The organism is Xylanimonas oleitrophica (assembly GCF_003244315.1).
Lineage (GTDB): Bacteria > Actinomycetota > Actinomycetes > Actinomycetales > Cellulomonadaceae > Xylanimonas_A > Xylanimonas_A oleitrophica.
Genome location: NZ_QKWH01000009.1, coordinates 68,552 through 85,805, shown reverse-complemented (window position 1 = coordinate 85,805; position 17,254 = coordinate 68,552). Strand labels below are relative to the sequence as shown.

Annotated in this window: 16 protein-coding genes; 13 read left to right on the top strand and 3 right to left on the bottom strand. The window is 72.9% G+C overall.

Going from position 1 to position 17,254, the window contains the following annotated elements; all coding sequences use genetic code 11:
• The first annotated feature begins 57 nt into the window (after positions 1 to 57).
• From fabG to DNL40_RS11600, 3 genes are read left to right on the top strand one after another with little or no spacing between them, the layout of a single operon-like run.
• The gene (fabG, locus tag DNL40_RS11610) at positions 58 to 798 is read left to right on the top strand and encodes a 3-oxoacyl-ACP reductase FabG (protein ID WP_245885871.1); all 741 of its coding nucleotides are present in this window, start codon (positions 58 to 60) and stop codon (positions 796 to 798) included.
• A gap of 49 nt (positions 799 to 847) precedes the next feature.
• A complete protein-coding gene (fabI, locus tag DNL40_RS11605) occupies positions 848 to 1,618 on the top strand; it encodes an enoyl-ACP reductase FabI (protein ID WP_111251417.1) in 771 nt (256 codons plus the stop codon).
• Positions 1,619 to 1,678: 60 nt separating this feature from the next.
• Positions 1,679 to 2,200, top strand: coding sequence for a SixA phosphatase family protein (locus DNL40_RS11600; protein ID WP_111251416.1), 522 nt, complete (start codon positions 1,679 to 1,681; stop codon positions 2,198 to 2,200).
• Positions 2,201 to 2,318: 118 nt separating this feature from the next.
• On the opposite strand, the gene serB is transcribed toward DNL40_RS11600, so the two are convergent.
• Together serB and glgC are read right to left on the bottom strand one after the other, a co-directional pair.
• Entirely contained in the window at positions 2,319 to 2,987 is a 669-nt protein-coding gene (serB, locus tag DNL40_RS11595) for a phosphoserine phosphatase SerB (RefSeq protein WP_111251415.1), read from the bottom strand.
• On the bottom strand, positions 2,984 to 4,225 hold the full coding sequence (gene glgC / locus DNL40_RS11590) for a glucose-1-phosphate adenylyltransferase (protein ID WP_111251414.1): 1,242 nt from the start codon (positions 4,223 to 4,225) through the stop codon (positions 2,984 to 2,986). Before glgC ends, serB begins: the two co-directional genes overlap by 4 nt.
• A gap of 215 nt (positions 4,226 to 4,440) precedes the next feature.
• On the opposite strand from glgC, the gene glgA reads away from it, so the two are divergent.
• The gene (gene glgA / locus DNL40_RS11585) at positions 4,441 to 5,676 is read left to right on the top strand and encodes a glycogen synthase (RefSeq protein WP_111251464.1); all 1,236 of its coding nucleotides are present in this window, start codon (positions 4,441 to 4,443) and stop codon (positions 5,674 to 5,676) included.
• A gap of 26 nt (positions 5,677 to 5,702) precedes the next feature.
• Here the strand turns inward: glgA and DNL40_RS11580 are convergent, their stop codons facing one another.
• Positions 5,703 to 6,476: a hypothetical protein gene (locus tag DNL40_RS11580; RefSeq protein WP_111251413.1), complete on the bottom strand. Its 774-nt coding sequence runs from the start codon at positions 6,474 to 6,476 to the stop codon at positions 5,703 to 5,705.
• Between the two features lie 30 nt (positions 6,477 to 6,506).
• Between DNL40_RS11580 and DNL40_RS11575 the strand changes: the two genes are divergently transcribed.
• The 9 genes from DNL40_RS11575 to DNL40_RS11535 all read left to right on the top strand — a co-directional run bounded on the left by DNL40_RS11575 (position 6,507) and on the right by DNL40_RS11535 (position 17,190).
• A complete protein-coding gene (locus DNL40_RS11575; protein WP_111251412.1) occupies positions 6,507 to 7,316 on the top strand; it encodes an ABC transporter ATP-binding protein in 810 nt (269 codons plus the stop codon).
• A gap of 106 nt (positions 7,317 to 7,422) precedes the next feature.
• Positions 7,423 to 7,929 carry an NfeD family protein gene (locus tag DNL40_RS11570; RefSeq protein WP_179951056.1) on the top strand — a complete coding sequence of 169 codons (507 nt, stop codon included), beginning with the start codon at positions 7,423 to 7,425 and terminating at the stop codon, positions 7,927 to 7,929.
• A gap of 127 nt (positions 7,930 to 8,056) precedes the next feature.
• Positions 8,057 to 9,235, top strand: coding sequence for an SPFH domain-containing protein (locus tag DNL40_RS11565; protein WP_111251410.1), 1,179 nt, complete (start codon positions 8,057 to 8,059; stop codon positions 9,233 to 9,235).
• A gap of 119 nt (positions 9,236 to 9,354) precedes the next feature.
• A complete protein-coding gene (locus DNL40_RS11560) occupies positions 9,355 to 10,062 on the top strand; it encodes a TetR/AcrR family transcriptional regulator (protein ID WP_245885870.1) in 708 nt (235 codons plus the stop codon).
• Positions 10,062 to 11,813: an ABC transporter ATP-binding protein gene (locus tag DNL40_RS11555; RefSeq protein WP_111251408.1), complete on the top strand. Its 1,752-nt coding sequence runs from the start codon at positions 10,062 to 10,064 to the stop codon at positions 11,811 to 11,813. The genes DNL40_RS11560 and DNL40_RS11555 overlap by 1 nt, the downstream gene beginning before the upstream one ends.
• On the top strand, positions 11,810 to 13,891 hold the full coding sequence (locus tag DNL40_RS11550) for an ABC transporter ATP-binding protein (RefSeq protein WP_111251407.1): 2,082 nt from the start codon (positions 11,810 to 11,812) through the stop codon (positions 13,889 to 13,891). Before DNL40_RS11555 ends, DNL40_RS11550 begins: the two co-directional genes overlap by 4 nt.
• Positions 13,892 to 14,009: 118 nt before the next feature.
• Positions 14,010 to 15,299 (top strand): endo-1,4-beta-xylanase, encoded by a 1,290-nt coding sequence (locus DNL40_RS11545; protein ID WP_111251406.1) that lies wholly within the window; start codon positions 14,010 to 14,012, stop codon positions 15,297 to 15,299.
• A 4-nt stretch (positions 15,300 to 15,303) separates the two neighbouring features.
• On the top strand, positions 15,304 to 16,143 hold the full coding sequence (locus tag DNL40_RS11540) for a TrmH family RNA methyltransferase (RefSeq protein ID WP_111251405.1): 840 nt from the start codon (positions 15,304 to 15,306) through the stop codon (positions 16,141 to 16,143).
• Positions 16,144 to 16,278: 135 nt separating this feature from the next.
• Positions 16,279 to 17,190: a siderophore-interacting protein gene (locus DNL40_RS11535; protein WP_111251463.1), complete on the top strand. Its 912-nt coding sequence runs from the start codon at positions 16,279 to 16,281 to the stop codon at positions 17,188 to 17,190.
• The last annotated feature ends 64 nt before the right edge of the window (positions 17,191 to 17,254 follow it).

Sequence of the window (17,254 nt, the reverse complement as noted above, 5' to 3'; positions counted from 1 at the left end):
GACGCTCGCGCGGGGTACGTTCGCCCTGGTCCAGCCGCCCGCAGGAAGGAAACCGCCGTGAGCACGTCCCCCGCCGACACCACGCCCGACGTCGCCCCCCGCGTCGTCGTCGTGACCGGTGCCGCGCGCGGCATCGGCCGCGCCATCGCCGAGGCCTTCGTGGCCGGCGGCGACACCGTCGCCACGCTCTACCGCGGCGGCGACCTGCCCGAGGGGGTGCACGGCTACGTCGCCGACGTCACGGACTCCGACGCCGTGGACGCCGCGTTCACCGCCATCGAGTCAGACCTCGGCCCGGTCGAGGTGCTCGTGGCCAACGCGGGAGTCACCCGCGACGGGCTGCTGATGCGCATGACGGACGACGACTTCACCAGCGTGCTCGACGTCAACCTCACGGGCACCTTCCGGTGCGTGCGCCGCGCGTCCAAGGGCATGATCCGCCTGCGTCGCGGCCGCATCGTCCTGGTCGGCTCCGTCGTCGGGCTGCTCGGCGGTCCCGGCCAGGTCAACTACGCCTCCTCCAAGGCGGCGCTGGTGGGCATGGCCCGCTCGATCACGCGCGAGCTCGGCGGGCGCGGCATCACGGCCAACGTGGTGGCCCCCGGGTACGTCGAGACCGACATGACGGCGGCCCTGCCGGAGGACACGCAGAGGCAGTACAGGTCCACGATCCCGGCCGGCCGCTTCGCCGCGCCGTCGGAGATCGCGGGCGTCGTCCGCTTCCTGGCCTCCGACGCCGCGGCCTACGTCTCCGGCGCCGTCGTCCCCGTGGACGGCGGCCTGGGCATGGGCCACTGACCGACGCGTCACGCGTCCCTTCCCCCCGCACAACCTCCGAAAGGTCATCATGGGTCTGCTCGACGGCAAGAAGCTCCTCGTCACCGGGGTGCTGACCGACAGCTCGATCGCGTTCCACGCGGCGCGCCTCGCGCAGGAGGAGGGCGCCGAGGTGGTGCTCTCGTCGTTCGGCCGCCAGATGAAGCTCACGCAGGCGTTCGCCAAGCGTCTGCCCGTCGAGGCCCCCGTGGTGCAGCTCGACGTCACCTCGCAGGAGGACCTGGACAACCTGGCCGGCGCCGTCCGCGAGGCCGGCGTCGAGCGGCTCGACGGCGTCGTGCACTCGATCGGGTTCGCGCCGCAGTCCGTGATGGGCGGCAACTTCCTGTCCGGGACGTGGGAGGACGTCGCCACCGCGATCCACGTCTCGACCTTCTCCTACAAGTCGCTCGCGGTGGCCGCCAAGCCCCTCATGACCGAGGGGGGCGCCGTGGTGGGTCTCACGTTCGACGCGCAGTTCGCCTGGCCCGTGTACGACTGGATGGGCGTGGCGAAGGCCGGCCTGGAGTCCGCGAACCGCTACCTGGCCCGCGACCTGGGCCCGGACGGCATCCGCGCCAACCTCGTCTCGGCCGGCCCGATCCGCACCACGGCCGCCAAGTCGATCCCCGGCTTCGAGACCATGGAGGACGCGTGGCCCCGCCGCGCCCCGCTGGGCTGGGACCAGACGACCGCCGAGCCCGCGGCCCGCGCCGTGGTCGCGCTGCTCTCGGACTGGTTCCCCGCCACGACCGGCGAGATCGTTCACGTCGACGGCGGTGTGCACGCGATGGGGCAGTGACACGTACTCTGTGACACCGGGACCCGCGCACGGCGGTTCCCGGGCGATCAGAGAGGGACGATGAGCGGACGACGGCTGGTGCTCCTCCGCCACGCGAAGGCCGAGCCTGGTCGAGGCGAGGGCCTCGACGAGATGCGCCCGCTCGCGGTCAACGGCCGCGAGCAGGCGGGCAGGGTCGGCAAGGCTCTCGTGGCCGCGGGCTTCGTGCCCGACGTCGCGCTGGTGTCGACCGCGCTCCGGACGCGCCAGACGTGGGAGCTGCTCTCGGCACAGCTCGACGGCGGCCCCGGGCGCGGCGGCGCCACCATGCGTCCTGAGCTGTACGAGGCGTCGGTGGCCGACGTCCTCGACCTCGTCCGCGGTGTCGACCCGAAGGTGCGCACGGTGCTCGTCGTCGGGCACGAGCCCACGATGGCCGCCACCGCAGCCCACCTGGCGGGCCCGGGTTCCGACGACGCCGCGCTCGTCCAGGTGCGGGTGGGGGTGCCGACGGCGACCTGGTCGGTGCTGGAGTCCGATGCCGCCTGGGCCGACTGGGGGCGGGGCGCGGCGCGTCTCGTCGAGGTCTCGCGCCCGGCCTGAACGAGGCGCCCAGCCTGCACGACACCGCGAGCCCCCGCGCTCCGGCCGTCGGGGCAGGACCGTCACGGCGTCGAGCACGACGGCAGGCCCCGCCTCGGGCGGGGCCTGCCGTCTGCGTTCAGCGGACGGGAGCGAGACCGTCCACGATCTGCAGCACCTCGTCGAGAGCGCCGTCGATCGCGTGGGCGGCCTGCTCCCGCACCACGGGCTTGGCCCGGTAGGCGACACCCACCCCGGCGGTCGCCAGCATCTCCAGGTCGTTGGCGCCGTCACCCACGGCCAGCGTGTCGGCGAGGTCGACGCCCTCCTCGGCCGCCCAGGCGCGCAGCGTCTGCGCCTTGACCGCCTTGTCGACCACGGTGCCGACGGTGCGACCGGTCAGGACGCCGTCGGCGACCTCGAGACGGTTGGCGCGAACCCGCCTGATGCCGAGCGAGGCCGCCAGGGGGCCGACGATCTCCTCGAAGCCGCCGGAGACGAGGCCGAAGACCCAGCCGCGCCGGTGGCACTCGGCGACCAGGTCGGCGGCGCCGGGGGAGAGCTCCACGGCCTCGCGCACGGCGTCGAGCGCGGAGAGCGGCACCCCGGCGAGCGTGGCGACGCGCTCGCGCAGCGACGCGGCGAAGTCGAGCTCACCGCGCATCGCCCGCTCGGTAACCTCGGCCACCTGGTCGCGGGTGCCGGCGTGCTCCGCGAGGAGCTCGATGACCTCTTGCTGGATGAACGTGGAGTCGACGTCGGTGACCACCAGCCACCGGCGGTCCGGAGCGGTCCGCTGAGCGCTCACGCGACGATCGTCCCCTTGGGGACCACGGTGATGCCCGACTCGGTGACGGTGAAGCCCCGCGCGAGGTCCTCCTCGTGGTCGACGCCGATGCGGGCCCGCTCGCCCACCACCACGTTCTTGTCGACGACGGCGCGGTGCACCTGCGCGTGCCGGTGCACCTGCACGCCGTCCATGAGCACGGCGTCGGTCACGGTGGCCCAGGAGTGCAGGTGCACGCCGGGGGAGAGGATCGACCCCGCGACGGTGGCACCGGAGACGAGCACCCCCGGGGAGACGATCGAGTCGGCGGCGTGGCCCAGGCGCCCGGGCCCGGCGTGCACGAACTTGGCGGGCGGCAGGCCGATGTAGCCCGTGTAGAGCGGCCACTCGTCGTTGTAGAGGTTGAAGACCGGCTGGACGGCGATGAGGTCCTTGTTCGCCTCGAAGTAGGCGTCCATGGTGCCGGCGTCGCGCCAGTAGTCGCGGTCGCGGTCGGTGGAGCCGGGCACGTCGTTGCGGATGAAGTCGTAGACCCCCGCGGTCCCCTCGGCCACGAAGGCCGGGATGATGTCGCCCCCCATGTCGTGGCGCGAGTCGGGGTCGGCGGCGTCCTTGGTGACCGCCTCGACGAGCGCGTCGACGTCGAACACGTAGTTGCCCATCGACGCCAGGACCTCGTCGGGGGAGTCGGGCAGGCCCGTGGGGTCCGCCGGCTTCTCGAGAAAGTCGCGGATGCGGGTCGGGTCGGCCGGGTCGACGTCGATGACGCCGAACTGGTCGGCCAGCGAGATGGGCTGGCGGATCGCCGCGACCGTGGCCCGTGCCCCGGACTCGACGTGGGCCTCGACCATCTGGGAGAAGTCCATGCGGTAGACGTGGTCGGCACCCACCACGACGACGATGTCGGGCCGCTCGTCCTCGATGATGTTGAGGCACTGGTAGATCGCGTCGGCGCTGCCGAGGTACCAGTGCTTGCCGACGCGCTGCTGGGCGGGCACGGAGGAGACGTAGTTGCCCAGCAGGGGCGACATGCGCCACGTCTTGGAGATGTGGCGGTCCAGCGAGTGGGACTTGTACTGCGTGAGCACGACGACGTGCAGGTAGCGCGAGTTGATGATGTTCGACAGCGCGAAGTCGATGAGGCGGTAGATGCCCCCGAACGGCACCGCGGGCTTGGCGCGGTGGGCGGTGAGCGGCATGAGCCTCTTGCCCTCGCCACCAGCGAGGACGATCGCGAGGACGCGTGGGGTGGACGCCATGCCACCGACCTTAGGGCCCGCCGTGCCTCGCTGCCGAGCGGAGGGGCGCAGCAGGGGCGCCTGGGGCGGCGCGTCCGCGGTGCGTGCGCGCCCGGCCGGTCGCTACCGTGTCGTCCGTGACCGATGCCAGCACCCCGGGCGGCGCGCCCGGCAGCGTCCCGGACAGCGCCCGCGAGCACCCCGAGGCCCGGACCGGCGACCGCGCCGCGGGCAGGATCCGCGTCGACCTCCTGACACGCGAGTTCCCCCCGCACGTCTACGGGGGTGCGGGGGTGCACGTTGCCGAGCTGTCGGCGGTGCTGCGCCGGCACGCCGACGTGCGGGTGCGGGCGTTCGACGGCCCGCGCGGGCCCGAGGCCGAGGCCGACGGCGTCTTCGGGTACGCCGTTCCCGCTTCGCTCGCCGACGCCAACCCCGCCCTCGCCACCCTGGGCGTCGACCTCACGATGGCGGCCGACGTCGCCGGGGCGGACCTGCTGCACTCCCACACCTGGTACGCCAACATGGCCGGCCACCTGGGCGGGCTGCTGCACGGCGTGCCGCACGTGGTCTCCGCCCACTCGCTCGAGCCGCTGCGCCCGTGGAAGGCCGAGCAGCTCGGCGGTGGCTACGCCCTCTCGGCCTGGGCCGAGCGCACCGCCTACCTGGGCGCCGCCGGCATCATCGCCGTCTCGGCCGGGATGCGCGCCGACATCCTGCGCGTCTACCCCGAGCTGGACCCGGCCAAGGTCCACGTGGTGCACAACGGCATCGACCTGTCGCGCTGGGCGCGGCCCGCCACCACGGGGCCCGAGGCGGACGCCGCCGAGCAGGCCGTGCGGCGCCTGGGCATCGACCCGGAGCGGCCCTCGGTCGTGTTCGTGGGTCGCATCACCCGCCAGAAGGGCCTGCCGTACCTGCTGCGTGCCGCCGAGTCGCTGCCTGCCGACGTGCAGCTCGTGCTGTGCGCGGGCGCTCCCGACACCCCGGAGATCCTCACCGAGGTGAAGTCTCTCGTGGCGGGCCTGCGGGAGAAGCGCGGCGGCGGGGACGCCGGCGTGGTGTGGATCGAGGAGATGCTGCCCCGCCCCGACCTGGTGGCGGTGCTCGCCGCCGGCACCGTGTTCGTGTGCCCGTCGGTGTACGAACCGCTCGGCATCGTGAACCTCGAGGCGATGGCCGTGGGCCTGCCCGTGGTGGGTACCGCGACCGGTGGCATCCCCGAGGTGGTCGAGGACGGCGTCACCGGTGCGCTCGTGCCGATCGAGCAGGCCGACGACGGCACCGGGACACCGCTCGACCCTCCGGCGTTCGTGCGCGCTCTCGGCGACGCCCTGCTGGACGTGCTCTCCGACCCGCAGCGCGCGGCGGACATGGGAGAGGCGGGCCGGCGTCGGGCCGAGGAGCACTTCTCGTGGGCGGCGATCGGGGAGCGCACGATGGACGTCTACCGCACCGTGCTGCGGGGCTGAGCGAGGGCTGCGCGCAGGCGCGCCACTCAGGCCGGGACGCGTCCGTACGTCGCCGCGGCGATCGCGTGGCGGGCGGTGCGCTCCACCTCGCGCAGCGCCGTCGAGCGCTGGTCCGCCTGCCACAGGTTGACGGCCCCGCCGTCGTCGTCGGTCGCGAGGTCCACGATGGCGAGCAGGCGGGTGGCCAGCTGCAGCACCCGCGCCCGGCGACCGTCGAGAGCGGGCACCGGCCACGCGTCGGTGGAGGAGCTGCGGACCGCCTCGATGGCGTCGGCGGCGTCGTCGCGCCAGCGCGCGACGTCCAGCGAGTCGAGCGCCTCCGTCGCCGTGATCAGGGAGGTGCGCAGCTCGCGCTCGGCGTCGGCCAGCGATCCGACGGCGCCGGCCAGCGCGGTGGACCAGGCGGGGACGGGCCGCACGTCCCAGGCGACCAGGTGGCCGAGCTCGAGCACCGAGCCAAACTCGGTGATCCGAGGCACCACCGCCCACGACCCGCCCCGGGTGGACACCAGCACGCACTCGCCGGCCTCGGTGGCCGCGGCGCTCGCGGCGGCGGGGACGCCCGAGGGGTCCCCGGGGGCGGGGAGGGGAGCGCAGACCTCGCGGGGACCGCTGGTCCACGTCTCGACGAGGTCCTTCAGACCGGCGCTGTCGCCGGCGAAGCCAGGCAGGCCGGTGACGGTGTGGGGCTCGTCGTCGCCCTGCACGCAGCGCACGACGACGCCGGGTGCCGCCCCGTCGGTCGCCAGCCACAGCGCGAGCACGGCGGCGCGCGGGAGCGCGGTCGGGTCGGCGGGCACGCGCCCAGGTTACCGATAAGGTCGGGCGTCATGAGCACGGTTCTCGACCTGAAGGGCGTCACCGTCCGGCGCGGCAGCACCACGATCCTCGACTCGGTGGACTGGCAGGTGAACGAGGGCGAGCGCTGGGTGGTGCTGGGACCCAACGGCGCCGGCAAGACCACGCTCATGCAGATCGTCTCTGCGCGCATGCACCCGACGTCGGGCACGGCGCACATCCTGGACGAGACGCTGGGCAAGGTCGACGTGTTCGAGCTGCGACCCCGGATCGGGCTGTCGTCGGCGGCTCTCGCCGAGCGGATCCCGGCCTCGGAGACGGTGCGCGACGTCGTCCTGACGGCCGCCTACGGGGTGACCGGCCGCTGGCGCGAGGAGTACGAGGAGATGGACTCCTCCCGCGCGCAGAGCCTGCTGGCCGCGTTCGACGTCGACACGCTGGCCGACCGCACCTACGGAACGTTGTCGGAGGGGGAGCGCAAGCGGGTGCAGATCGCCCGCGCCCTGATGACCGACCCGGAGCTGCTGCTGCTCGACGAGCCGGCCGCCGGCCTGGACCTCGGCGGTCGCGAAGAGCTGGTCGGCGCGTTGTCGGAGATCGCGCAGGACGCGGCCTCTCCGGTGCTGGTGCTGGTGACCCACCACGTGGAGGAGATCCCGCCCGGGTTCACCCACCTGCTGCTCCTGGGGCACGGCACCATCCAGGCGGCCGGCCCGCTGGAGGAGGTGCTGACGGCGGAGAACCTCTCGGCGGCCTTCGGTGTCGAGCTCCTCGTGGCGCACGGCGGTGGCCGCTGGCTGGCGCGGGCCGCGCGGGGTGCGGCGCGCCAGGCCCGGCACTGACCGCCTGCTCACTCGAGCCAGCAGTTCCTCTCGGCCCGGCTCTTTGGTAAAGTTCGGGCAAAAGTCTGTGAACGCCTGGCTTTAGGTGAAGGGGTCGACGATGGACCTGGGTTGGCTGTGGTGGGTCGGCGTCGCGCTCGTGCTGGTGGTCGTCGAGATGGTGTCGCTCGAGCTGGTGCTCCTGATGCTGGCGGGCGGTGCCCTGGCGGGCGCGGCCGCGCAGGCTGCCGGCGCGCCGCTCTGGCTCCAGATCGTGATCGCCGTGGTCGTGGCCACGGTGCTGCTGGTCACGCTGCGCCCCTGGCTGCTGCGCCACCTGCGTCACCGTGTGCCGCTCACGGAGACGAACGCGGCCGCCCACGTGGGCCGCACCGCCGTCGTCGTCGGCGAGGTCACCGAGCAGGGCGGGCGGATCAAGCTCGTGGGCGAGGTGTGGAGCGCGCGCCTGCCGGAGGACGGCAAGCCCGGCTCCGCGAGCCTGTCCGCGGGCACGGAGGTCGTGGTGCTGAGGATCGAGGGCGCCACCGCCGTGGTGGCGCCGCTGCACGCGGAGGCGGGCGGGGCCGAGGGTCCCGCAGGTGCCTCGCCGTCCGGGGCGCCGAGCATCGCCTGAACGGGGGCGCGTCCGGGGCCGGGACCGGCCTGCGGACCGTTCACCAGGGCCGGCCCGCAGCGCGCGGGCCGGCGGAGGACCTCGCGTCGCGACGGCGTGAGCAGCCGAGTCGGAGGGGAGCAAGTTCGTGGAAGGTGTGAACGCGGGGCAGGGGTTGTTGTACCTCGTCCTGATCGTCCTGCTGATCGTCGTGGTGACGGCGCTGGTCAAGGCGGTGCGCATCGTGCCGCAGGCCACCGCGCTGATCGTCGAGCGGCTGGGGCGCTACTCCCGCACGCTCGAGCCGGGCCTGCACCTGCTGGTCCCGTTCATCGACAAGGTGCGTGCCGGGGTGGACCTGCGCGAGCAGGTGGTCTCCTTCCCGCCGCAGCCGGTCATCACCTCCGACAACCTCGTGGTGTCGATCGACACGGTCATCTACTTCCAGGTGACCGAGCCGAAGTCGGCCGTGTACGAGATCGCGAACTACATCACCGGTATCGAGCAGCTCACCGTCACCACCCTGCGCAACGTCGTGGGGTCGATGGACCTGGAGCAGACGCTCACGAGCCGTGACCAGATCAACGGCCAGCTCCGTGGCGTGCTGGACGAGGCGACCGGCCGCTGGGGCGTGCGTGTGAACCGTGTCGAGCTCAAGTCGATCGAGCCGCCGGCGAGCGTGCAGGGCGCGATGGAGCAGCAGATGCGCGCCGAGCGTGACCGCCGCGCCGCGATCCTCACGGCCGAGGGTGTCAAGCAGTCGCAGATCCTCACGGCCGAGGGTGAGAAGCAGTCGCAGATCCTTCGTGCCGAAGGTGACGCCCAGGCCCAGGTGCTCCGCGCCGAGGGTGAGGCGCGTGCGATCCTCCAGGTCTTCGACGCCATCCACACCGGTGACGCGGACCCCAAGCTGCTGGCCTACCAGTACCTGCAGATGCTGCCGCAGATCGCCAACGGCACGGCCTCGAAGCTCTGGGTGGTGCCCACCGAGTTCACCGCTGCGCTGGGCTCCATCTCGAAGGGCTTCGGCGGTTCCGGCATCCCGGGCGTGCCCGCGGACCCGGACGGCGCGGCGCCCTCGGGGGAGGAGTCGGAGGCGAGCAAGGCCCTGCGTCGTGAGCGGATGGAGACCATCGGGGCAGGTGCCCTGACGGACCCGGCGGAGGCGCTGCGAGAGGCCAAGCGGCAGTCTGAGGCGGCCGCGGCCGACGCGACGAGCTCGGGCACCCGTTCCGGCGCTCCGTTCGACCGTGCCTCTGAGGCCGGCCAGCACCCGGCCGGTGGCGAGCCGCCGGTTCCGCCGGTGGACCCCCAGCCACGCGCCTGACGCGATGACGGCCGATGACGGCCCACGACGGCCCCCGCTCGTCCTGACGAGCGGGGGCCGTCGTGCTCCCTGCGCCCAGGATGTTGCGGAGTGAGTGCTCACTCATCTACCGTGCGCGAGTGGCCACCACTGACAGCACCCGGCGCCGCGCCGCGCCTCTCGCTCCCGACGACCGGCGCGCGGCCGTCATCGACGCCGTCATGCCGCTCGTGGCCGAGCGGGGCCCGGACGTCACCACCAAGGAGCTGGCCGCCGCAGCCGGTGTCGCCGAGGGCACCCTGTTCCGCGTGTTCCCCGACAAGCACAGCCTGGTGGGGGAGGCCGCCATCGAAGGGCTGCGCCGTGCGTCGCGACCGGCCGAGACTCGCGCCGAGCTCGCTGCCGTCGACCGTTCGGCACCCCTGGAGCAGAGGCTGGAGCAGGTGATCGAGCTCGGCCGCGCGCGGATGGGCGACGTCGTGCGCTGGATGGGCGTGCTGCGGCAGCTGCACGCACGCACGGCCGCAGCCGAGGTGCCGCACGAGCGGATGGAGGAGCTCCGAGCGGAGCTCTTCGGTCAGCGGGAGCTGCAGCGCCAGGCCACCCTCAAGGGTCTGCACGCCGTGCTCCGGCCTGACGAGGCCCGCCTGCGCGTACCGCTCGACGTCGCGGTCGCCCTGCTCGAGTCGGCCATCGCCGGCACCCACGCGCGCGTCGACCACCTGCTGCCGGCCCTGCCCGCCGCGGTCGTGGCCGACGCGCTCGTGCACGGGCTGCTGAGCCCGTCCCCGAACTCCGACGCCGGGACCTCCGACGCCGTTCCCACCGCACCCGCACAGGACCGCTGATGCTCTTCACCCTGGCCCGCAGATACCTGCGGCCGTACGGCCTCGCCGTGCTCGCGCTGCTCGTGCTGCAGCTCGTCCAGACGCTCGCCTCGCTCTACCTGCCCTCGCTCAACGCCGACATCATCGACGAGGGCGTCACCCAGGGCGACATCGACTACATCTGGCGCACCGGCGGGTGGATGCTCGCCGTGAGCCTCGGCCAGGTGGTCTGCGCCGTCGGCGCCGTCTACCTCGGCGCCCGCGCCGCGACGGCGTTCGGGCGCGACCTGCGCCGCGACCTGTTCGACGCCGTGCAGGGCTTCAGCGCCCGCGAGGTCGGCCGGTTCGGCGCCCCCAGCCTCATCACGCGGACCACGAACGACGTCCAGCAGGTGCAGATGGTGGTGCTCATGACCTTCACCATCATGGTGATGGCGCCCATCATGCTGGTGGGCGGCGTCATCATGGCGCTCCAGGAGGACCCTCGCCTGTCCGCGCTCCTGCTGCTGGTGGTGCCGGTGCTGGGCGTCACCATGGGGCTGCTGCTGTGGCGGATGGTGCCCTACTTCCGTGCCATGCAGGGGCGCATCGACGTCATCAACGGGGTGCTGCGCGAGCAGATCACGGGGCTGCGCGTGGTGCGGGCGTTCGTGCGCGAGCGGCGCGAGGCCGAGCGGTTCGGGGCGGCCAACCAGGACCTCTACGAGACGTCGCTGGGTGCCGGCAAGCTCATGGCGCTGGCGTTCCCGGCCGTCATGCTGGTGATGAACGCGTCCAGCGTGGCGGTGCTGTGGTTCGGCGCCCAGCGCATCGAGTCCGGCGGCATGCAGGTCGGCTCCCTGACGGCGTTCCTCTCCTACCTGATGTACATCCTCATGGCCGTGATGATGTCCACGATGATGGTGATGATGGTGCCTCGCGCCGCCGTCGCCGCGGACCGGATCGGCGAGGTGCTCGGCACGCAGACGTCGGTGGTGGCGCCGTCGTCGTCCGTGCCGCTGGCCGACCTGGCCGGCGGGGCGGGGCCGCGCGGCCAGGTCACCTTCGAGGACGTCGAGCTGCGCTACCCCGGCGCCGACGCCCCTGTGCTGTCCGGGCTGACCTTCACGGCCGAGCCCGGCACCATGACCGCGATCATCGGCTCTACGGGTGCGGGCAAGACGACGCTGCTGAACCTGGTGCCCCGCCTGTTCGACGTCACCGGTGGGCGGGTGCTGCTGGACGGCGTGGACGTGCGGGACCTGGCCCCGGCCGACCTCGGCTCCCTGCTCGGGCTGGTGCCGCAGAAGGCGTTCCTGTTCTCCGGCACGGTGGCTTCCAACCTGCGGTACGGCAAGCCCGACGCCACCGAGGAGGAGATGTGGGAGGCGCTGGAGGTGGCGCAGGCGCGCGACTTCGTCGAGGCGCTCCCCGGGGGCCTGGAGGCACCTGTCGCTCAGGGCGGCACGACGTTCTCCGGAGGCCAGCGCCAGCGCCTGGCCATCGCTCGCGCCGTCGTCCGCCGTCCGTTGGTGTACCTGTTCGACGACTCGTTCTCCGCCCTCGACTACGCCACCGACGCCCGGCTGCGGGCCGCGCTGCGGCCCCGGACGGCGGACGCCACCGTCATCGTGGTCGCCCAGCGGGTCGCCTCCATCCGCGACGCCGACCAGATCCTCGTGCTCGACCACGGCCGGGTCGTGGGGCGCGGTACCCACGCCGAGCTGCTCGCCGGCAACGAGACCTACCAGGAGATCGTCTCCTCCCAGATGTCCCTCGAGGAGGCGGCATGAGCACCGACGGCAAGGCTCCCCAGGGAGCGGACGGCTCGGCGCCGGAGCAGCGGCCTGCCGCACCGGCAGCCACCGAGGCCGCGCCCCCGCGGCGCGGTCCCGGCGGCCACGGCGGCCCGATGGGAGGGCTGGGCGCACCCGTCGCCAAGCCGATGGACTTCACCGGGTCGCTGCGCCGCTTCGCCCGGTCGATGCGCCCGGAGCGGGCGCGCGTCGTCTGGCTGACGCTGTGCGGCATCGTGTCGGTGGCGCTGACCGTCGTGGGACCGCGCATCCTCGGTGAGGGCACCAACGTCATCTTCGAGGGGTTCGTGGGTGCCCAGCTCGGGCGCAGCCTGCCGCCCGGCACCACCGTCGACGAGGCTGTCGCGGGCCTGCGAGCCCAGGGTCAGGACCGCATGGCGGACATGATCGCGGCGATGGACCACGTCGTCGTCGGGCAGGGCATCGACTTCGGTCACCTCGCACAGATCCTGATGCTCGTGCTCGCCGTCTACCTGGGAGCGTTCCTCTTCGGCTGGCTCCAGGCGCGCATCATGACGGTGGCGGTGCAGAACACCGTGCGCCGGCTGCGGGACGAGGTCGAGGCGAAGCTGCACCGCATCCCGCTGTCGCACGTGGACAAGCAGCAGCGCGGCGAGATCCTCTCGCGCGTCACCAACGACATCGACAACGTCGCCCAGACCACGACCCAGACCCTCGCCCAGCTCGTCACGTCGGTGCTGACGGTGGTGGGCGTGCTCGCGATGATGTTCTCCATCTCGCCGCTGCTGGCTCTCGTGGCGCTGGTGACCGTGCCGCTGTCCGTGGTGGTCACGGCGCAGATCGCCAAGCGCAGCCAGCCGCAGTTCGTGGCGCAGTGGGCCTCGACCGGGCGCCTCAACGCCCACATCGAGGAGATGTTCACCGGGCACGCGCTCGTCAAGGTCTACGGGCAGCAGGACGCCGCGGCGGCGCGGTTCGCCGACGAGAACGAGGCGCTGTACACGGCCTCGCGCAAGGCGCAGTTCATCTCCGGCACCATCCAGCCGGCGCTGGGCTTCCTCGCCAACCTCAACTACGTGATCGTCGCCGTGGTGGGCGGCCTGCGCGTCGCCTCCGGGCAGCTGAGCCTGGGCGACGTCCAAGCGTTCATCCAGTACTCGCGGCAGTTCACGCAGCCGCTGACGCAGATCGCGTCGATGATGAACCTGCTGCAGTCCGGCGTCGCCTCGATCGAGCGGGTGCACGACCTGCTCGACGCCCCCGAGCAGGAGCCCGACCCGCAGGAGCCCGTGCGGCTGGAGCGGGTGCGCGGGCGCGTGGCGTTCGAGGACGTCTCGTTCTCCTACGTGCCGGACGAGCCGCTCATCGAGCACCTCGACCTGGTCGCCGAACCCGGGCAGACCGTGGCGATCGTGGGCCCCACCGGTGCCGGCAAGACGACGCTGGTCAACCTGCTCATGCGGTTCTACGAGGTGGACGGCGGGCGCATCACGCTCGACGGCGTGGACACGCGTGACCTGACCCGCGACGCGCTGCGCGGCAGCGTCGGCATGGTGCTCCAGGACGCCTGGCTGTTCAAGGGCACGATCGAGGAGAACCTGCGCTACGGCGTGCGGCGGGAGATCACCGAGGAGGAGTTCCTCGCCGCCACGCGGGCCACGCACGTCGACCCGTTCGTGCGCACCCTGCCGGACGGCTACGCGACCGTGCTGGACGAGGAGGCCACCAGCCTCTCCGCAGGGGAGAAGCAGCTGCTGACCATCGCGCGGGCCTTCCTGGCCGACCCGGAGATCCTCGTGCTCGACGAGGCCACGAGCTCGGTGGACACCCGCACCGAGGTGCTGGTGCAGCAGGCGATGAACGCGCTGCGCAGCGGGCGCACGTCCTTCGTCATCGCGCACCGTCTGTCGACCATCCGCGACGCCGACGTCATCGTGGTGATGGAGGCCGGGCGCATCGTCGAGACGGGCGACCACGAGACGCTGCTGGCCGCCGACGGCGCGTACGCGCGCCTGTACCGGTCGCAGTTCGCGGCGCCGGTGGTGGACGACGACGCCGAGCCGACGGCGGCGGTGGGGCTGCCCGGGGCCTGACCTCCGGGCGGGGCCGGGCGGTGGCGCCCGGCCCCGCCGTCGGGACGGCGAGCCGTGGACCAGGACGGAGTCTCGAAACGATTCGCTGCTGGGCGGGCGGCATGGCAGGCTGGGACTCGTGAGCACACCGACGTCTCTCTTCACGCCCCCGGTCGACCACGTCGTCGACCCGGACCTCGCGCACCGCCGCGCCGACGCCGTCGTCACGGTCACCGGTGCCGACGGAGCCCCGCTCGCCGACACCGACGTGCTGGTCGAGCAGACCCAGCACCGCTTCGGGTTCGGCTGCATCGGGTTCGACCTCGTCGACCACGCCAACGGGACCAGCGCCGACCCCGCCTACGACCAGCGGCTCGCCGAGGCGTGGTTCGACGTCTTCAACTTCGCCACCCTGCCGTTCTACTGGGGCACGTTCGAGCCCGAGGAAGGCCGCACGCGCACCGAGGAGCTGCTCACGGCCGCCCGCTGGTTCCGCGAGCAGGGCATCGCGGTCAAGGGGCACCCGCTGGTGTGGCACACCGTGCAGCCGAAGTGGCTGCTGGGCAGGCCGCTCGAGGAGGTCGAGCGGCTCCAGCGCGAGCGCATCCGGCGCGACGTCGCCGCGTTCGCCGGCGTGATCGACATGTGGGACGCCATCAACGAGGTCGTCATCATGCCGGTCTTCGACGCCGAGGAGAACGCCATCACACCCCTGGCCCGCGCCCGCGGCCGGGTCGAGACCATCCGCATGGCGTTCGAGGAGGCACGGGCCACCAACCCGTCGGCCGTGCTGCTGCTCAACGACTTCGACATGTCCACCGCCTACGAGTGCCTCATCGAGGCCGTGCTCGAGGCCGGCATCCGCATCGACTACCTCGGCCTGCAGTCCCACCAGCACCAGGGCTACTGGGGCCGGGAGAAGACGCTGCGGACCCTCGATCGGTTCTCCCGCTACGGCATCCCGATCCACATGACCGAGACCACCCTGCTCAGCGGCGACGTCATGCCCGAGCACATCGTCGACCTCAACGACTGGCAGGTCGACGAGTGGCCCTCCACCCCCGAGGGCGAGGAGCGCCAGGCCGACGAGATCGAGGAGTGGTACCGCACCCTCCTCGCCCACCCCGCCGTCCAGGCCACCACCTACTGGGGGCTCTCGGACCGCGGCATGTGGCTCAACGCGCCCGGGGGCCTGCTGCGCGCCGACGGCACGCGCAAGCCCGCGTTCGACCGCCTCCGGTCCCTCGTCAAGGGAGAGTGGTGGACCGGCCCGACGGCGCTGCGCACCGACGACGCCGGCCGCGTGCGCCTCTCCGGGTTCCTCGGGGAGTACCGCATCTCCGCCGAGACCGGCGCCGACGCCGGCCCCGCCACGTTCGAGCTGGACGCTCCCGGCGCACAGGAGGTGTCCGTCCGCCTGGGAGAATGACCCCGTGCCCAGCCCCGACGTCGTCCGCGTCACCGACCCCGCCGACCCCCGCCTGAACGACTACACCGGCCTCACCGACGTGCGCCTGCGCACGGCCCGGGAACCGGCCGAGGGCCTCTACATGGCCGAGTCGTCCACCGTGATCCGGCGGGCGATGGCGGCCGGGCACACCCCGCGCTCGTTCCTCATGGCCGACAAGTGGCTCGACTCCCTGGAGGACGTGCTCGCGTCCGACGCCGTCCCCGCCGGGACCCCCGTGTTCGTCGCCGAAGAACCCGTGCTGGAGCAGATCACCGGGTTCCACCTGCACCGCGGGGCGCTCGCGGCCATGCACCGGCCCGTGCTGCCCACCGTGCACGAGCTCGTGACCGGGGCTCGCGGCGGCGCCGGGGCGCGGCGGGTGGCGGTGCTGGAGGACGTCGTCGACCACACCAACGTGGGTGCGGCGTTCCGCAGCGCCGCCGCCCTGGGGGTCGACGCGGTGCTCGTCTCGCCCCGCTGCGCCGACCCGCTGTACCGGCGCTCGGTGCGCGTGTCGATGGGCACGGTGTTCCAGGTGCCGTGGACCCGGTTCGAGTCGTGGCCCGGCGGGCTGCGCGAGCTGCAGGAGGACGGGTTCACCGTCGCCGCGCTCGCCCTCACCGACGACGCCGTCTCGCTCGACGACCTCGCCGCCGACCCGCCGGAGAGGCTCGCGCTCGTGCTGGGCACCGAGGGGCACGGCATGACCGAGGCTGCGATCGCGACCGCCGACGTCGTCGTGAAGATCCCGATGGCCGGGGGAGTGGACTCGCTCAACGTCGCGGCGGCGTCAGCCGTGGCGTTCTGGGCCACGCGCGCCTGAGGCGAGACGCCATCTCGGGGTGCGATGTGACGCAGGCCACTCTTTGAGTGTGGGCTCAGTGAGGTTAGGGTTACCTGCGTGACGACGACCGACGAGACGACCCAGCAGGCCGCCCCGGCCGTCCAGCCCTGGCGGATGTTCGACGTCGAGGTCTCGCGCGTCACCCGCCTCTGCCCGTCCTTCGTGCGCATCACCTTCACGGGTGAGGACCTGCACGAGTTCGCGGACAACGGCCGCGACCAGCGCATCAAGTTCCTCCTCCCGGCCCCGTGCGGCGGCTGGGAGTACCTGGACCGGCAGAACCCCGACTGGTTCAGCTCCTGGCGCGCGCTGCCCGACGAGCGCCGCAACCCGCTGCGCACCTACACCGTGCGCGCCGTGCGTCAGGACATGAACGAGGTCGACGTCGACATCGTGCTGCACGGTGACACCGGCCCCGCCTCACGCTGGGCCAACGGTGCCAAGCCCGGATCCCCGCTGGTCATCATGGGTCCCAACGCCGCCTACGACGGCGCGCACGGCGGGCTCGAGTTCGCCCCGCCGCAGCAGGCGCACGCGCTGCTGCTCGCCGGCGACGAGACCGCCGTCCCCGCCATCGCCGCGATCTGCGAGTCCCTGCCCGACGACGCGTTCGGCGAGGTCTACCTCGAGGTGCCCCACCCGGAGGACCGCTGGACGCTCGTGGCTCCTGAGGGCGTGCGAGTGCACTGGCTCGGCCGTGACGGCCGCGAGCACGGCGAGCTGCTGGTGCCCGCCGTCCAGGACGCCGCCGACCGCCTGCTCGCGATGGGGGTGCGCCCGTCCACCGCCACGCCGGCTGAGCCCGTGGACCTCGAGGACGTCGACATCGACCACGACATCCTCTGGGAGGTGCCGGTCGGCACCGACGGGCAGCCGCTCGCCCAGGACGCGGTGCTGTACGCGTGGCTGGCCGGCGAGGCCGGCGTCATCAAGACGCTGCGCCGCTACCTCGTGGGGGAGTGCGGCGTGGACCGCAAGTCCGTCGCGTTCATGGGCTACTGGCGCCGGGGCAAGGCCGAGATCTGACCCTGCGGGCCTCCTGGCCCGCTGAGTCGGGGGCGGCTGCGGCGAGGCTGCTCGACCGTGCCCA

Bases quoted from the DNA above. Each gene is read 5' to 3' on its own strand.
- DNL40_RS11555 (WP_111251408.1), top strand. From the start codon at position 10,062: ATGCTCTTCACCCTGGCCCGCAGATACCTGCGGCCGTACGGCCTCGCC.
- DNL40_RS11550 (WP_111251407.1), top strand. From the start codon at position 11,810: ATGAGCACCGACGGCAAGGCTCCCCAGGGAGCGGACGGCTCGGCGCCG.
- fabI (WP_111251417.1), top strand. From the start codon at position 848: ATGGGTCTGCTCGACGGCAAGAAGCTCCTCGTCACCGGGGTGCTGACC.
- DNL40_RS11600 (WP_111251416.1), top strand. From the start codon at position 1,679: ATGAGCGGACGACGGCTGGTGCTCCTCCGCCACGCGAAGGCCGAGCCT.
- glgC (WP_111251414.1), bottom strand. From the start codon at position 4,225: ATGGCGTCCACCCCACGCGTCCTCGCGATCGTCCTCGCTGGTGGCGAG.
- DNL40_RS11535 (WP_111251463.1), top strand. From the start codon at position 16,279: ATGTTCGACGTCGAGGTCTCGCGCGTCACCCGCCTCTGCCCGTCCTTC.
- DNL40_RS11575 (WP_111251412.1), top strand. From the start codon at position 6,507: ATGAGCACGGTTCTCGACCTGAAGGGCGTCACCGTCCGGCGCGGCAGC.